This is a genomic window from Allobosea massiliensis (genome assembly GCF_042655245.1).
Lineage (GTDB): Bacteria > Pseudomonadota > Alphaproteobacteria > Rhizobiales > Beijerinckiaceae > Allobosea > Allobosea massiliensis.
Window position 1 is genome coordinate 1 of record NZ_JBHSLU010000111.1, and the last position, 2,806, is coordinate 2,806.

The window sequence follows — 2,806 nt, forward strand, 5'->3', positions numbered from 1 at the left end:
TCGTCGATCAGCAAGCCGCCTGAACTTCAACTAACCTCATCATAGAGCCCGCTACGCTCGCGCGAAGGCTTCGATCACGCGGCCTTCCTCGTATGCGTACTGCTCCACGACAGCCGCGGCCCATGGCGCAAACTCGTCATCGCGGACGATGCCATGCTCGAGCGCCTGAAAGCGCTCGACGTCATCTGCCCGCAGTTCGCTGCAGTCACGGCCTGGGTGGTCAGGGCCGGCATGCTCAGCCATGGGACGAACACGCCCCTGCGGCTTGATCCCGCCGTTGTGGTCGGGACGCCGGGCGTCGGCAAAACCTTCTACGCCCGCAAGCTCGCCGAAGCGCTCGCCGTTCCGAGCGAGGTCATCGCGATGAACCTGATGACCGATCGCGGATCGACCTTCAGCGGGCTGTCGCCCGTCTGGAAAGCATCAGCTCCCGGCAAGGTGGCGAAGATGCTCATTGAGGGCAGCCATGCCTGTCCGCTCATCGTCATCGATGAGATCGAGAAGGCCTCGCCGATCAACCCGAATGAAACCCCGATACAGGTCCTGCACTCGCTCCTCGAGAGCGAGAACGCCGCCTGCTTCCTCGACGAGTTCGTCGATCTGCCGATCCGGGCCGACCACATCTTCTGGTTCGCCACCGCCAACAGCCTCGATCCCCTGCCGCCGAGCATCGTCGACCGGCTGATCGTCTTCCAGGTCGAGACGAAGGAGGCCGAGATGGTCGCCATCCAGCAAAGCATTTTCCATCAGGCAAACCTCCGGGCTGGCGGTGCCTTCGCAGAGCCGCCGCCCGCACTGTTCGAGGCGACTGAAGGACATAACCTTCGGACCCTGTCGCGGCTCTGGACCATCGCCATGGGCTTCGCCTGCGAAGCCGGTCGGCGCAACCTCATCGATGCGGACATCCGGGGAGCCGAGCAGATCCTGCAGGGAGGAAAAGAGGGGGTGAAACGGCCGATCGGGTTCATCCGATCGGTGTCGAGGAGCGAAAGGGCGGCGGAGTGAGGGAGAAGGTCGGACCCCTCAGGAACCTCCAGCCGACGAAAACATCGAAAGACGAATGAAGACCATGACCACGACCGTTTCGGGCGCGCCCGTCCCCCAGCTGCGCAGGATCCAGCCCGTTGGCAGCGCTGCCTCCGTCTCCTGCTATCTCAAGACGCAGTGGCCTAGGGTCGGCGGCCCAGGCATCCGGCCCCTCCCCGATTCGGCCTTCACCGATACTGCCTTCATCGGCCGCTACCAGCCGGGCGTCTGGACCTATCCCTACGTTGCCTGCTGCGGCGTCGACTTCGATACGCCTGAGCGAGCGAGCGGTCTCAAGAGCGTCGCCGACCGTCTCCACATGCCGCTGTACAAGCTTTCCGCGACCGAACTCGCTGATCCGCGCGGCCGGCTCGAAGCCCTGAACCGGATGCGGTACGCCTCGCATGTGCGGATGCGTGATGGGCATAAGCAGGAAATCGGCTTCCAGGACTGGGAGTTCCAGCAGTTTGCTCCACGAAGACAGCCCCTGCCCGGCTCGCCCGTCAGCCTGGACGGTCATCTCTTCGCACTGCGTCGCCCCCACGACATGAGCAAGCGCGTCTTCGAAAAGCTGCTCCATCAGCGGATCAGGAATGCCAGCTTCAATGCCTTCCTGCAGACACCCGCCGGACGCGAGCATTGCGCCATGTTGGGGCTTGCCCCCGAGGAGCAGATCCGGTGGACCCGCTACAAATTCGGCAAAGCCCTTCGGATCGACAAGGCGGAGGAGATCTACATCTTCCGCCCAACCGGTGAAGATTCCGACCGCCTCCTCATCATCCTCGAACGCATCGTTCACGATTGGGTCATGGGCAGGATCGCACGCCGGCCCCGTCACTGGTGCACCGGAAGTCAGCGTTCACGCTCGGCGTGAACAAGTACGCGAGCGGAGCCCCGAGTAAGCTCGGCAAGCCAATCGTGTGACGCCTTCAAGGTATCCTCTGATGCCCTCGCGCCTTCAGCTCCGTCAGCATTGGCGGCAGCGTCCTCATCTGACCGTCGCAAGCTGAGTTCTGCCTCCATAGCCAAGCGTTCGCGGTCCTCTTCCCGGGCAAGTTTGTGATCAATGTGATCTTTGTGATCGATATGATGGCCGCTGGCCACCAGCGGAGAAACCATATCGCGGGCGCCGTATCGCCCTCGAGATACCCAGGCGATCTCCCCATCACCGACCATGGACCGGAGCAGTTGTCGCACCGCATCGTCCGTCTGCCCAGTTGCCCGCGCGATTTCGCCCGCCGACAGTGGCGTCGAATGCTGCGCAAGCAGTGCTTTGATCCGGTCGCGCTCGGGGTAATGACGGGCAGCGGCTTTTGAATGAGACAACCGCCAGCGCATCGCAGCTTTATCGAAAGAAAGTTCCTGTTCGGTTTCCTCGATGTCCCGCCCTCGGGCAAGGAGGCGCGTCGTGCCCCGGCCCTTGTCGAGAACGATCAGGGTGTCGGCGGCGCCTTGAAGGCCCGTTGAGCCCGTCATTCTCTCGAACGGATCTCCGCCGGACTTCCGCAGATGATGGATCAGAAGGATGCCGATCTGCCTGTCGCGGGCGAGCTTTTGGAGCGAAGTCAGGTCGGCATAATCCCGCTCATAACTTGCCTGCGCCCCGGTCGCTGCGCGAACCTTGTGAAAGACGTCAATGATGATCAACCGAGCGGCATCGGTCGTGGTCGCCCACCCATCGAGGCGGTCGTGTCCCATAGCGTGGTGTAGCTGACGGTGGTCACCGGCGATTGCCGGTTAGGTTTGGGTTGTGAACGCCAACCCTGAACCGAGAGATCCC

At 62.8% G+C, this 2,806-nt stretch carries 3 protein-coding genes; 2 read left to right on the top strand and 1 reads right to left on the bottom strand.

Annotated elements, in window-relative coordinates; translation table 11 throughout:
* Positions 1–153 precede the first annotated feature (153 nt).
* The gene (locus tag ACFPN9_RS26120) at positions 154–1,005 is read left to right on the top strand and encodes an AAA family ATPase (protein WP_377817890.1); all 852 of its coding nucleotides are present in this window, start codon (positions 154–156) and stop codon (positions 1,003–1,005) included.
* A gap of 55 nt (positions 1,006–1,060) precedes the next feature.
* Complete coding sequence (locus ACFPN9_RS26125; protein ID WP_377817891.1) at positions 1,061–1,900, top strand: hypothetical protein; 840 nt, start codon at positions 1,061–1,063, stop codon at positions 1,898–1,900.
* Here the strand turns inward: ACFPN9_RS26125 and ACFPN9_RS26130 are convergent.
* On the bottom strand, positions 1,879–2,673 hold the full coding sequence (locus tag ACFPN9_RS26130; RefSeq protein ID WP_377817892.1) for a P-loop NTPase family protein: 795 nt from the start codon (positions 2,671–2,673) through the stop codon (positions 1,879–1,881). The two genes, ACFPN9_RS26125 and ACFPN9_RS26130, sit on opposite strands and share 22 nt — an antisense overlap.
* Positions 2,674–2,806: the final 133 nt, after the last annotated feature.

What these genes read in the sequence shown, in the direction of transcription:
- ACFPN9_RS26125 (WP_377817891.1), top strand. Translation starts at nt 1,061, where the DNA reads ATGAAGACCATGACCACGACCGTTTCGGGCGCGCCCGTCCCCCAGCTG.
- ACFPN9_RS26120 (WP_377817890.1), top strand. Translation starts at nt 154, where the DNA reads ATGCTCGAGCGCCTGAAAGCGCTCGACGTCATCTGCCCGCAGTTCGCT.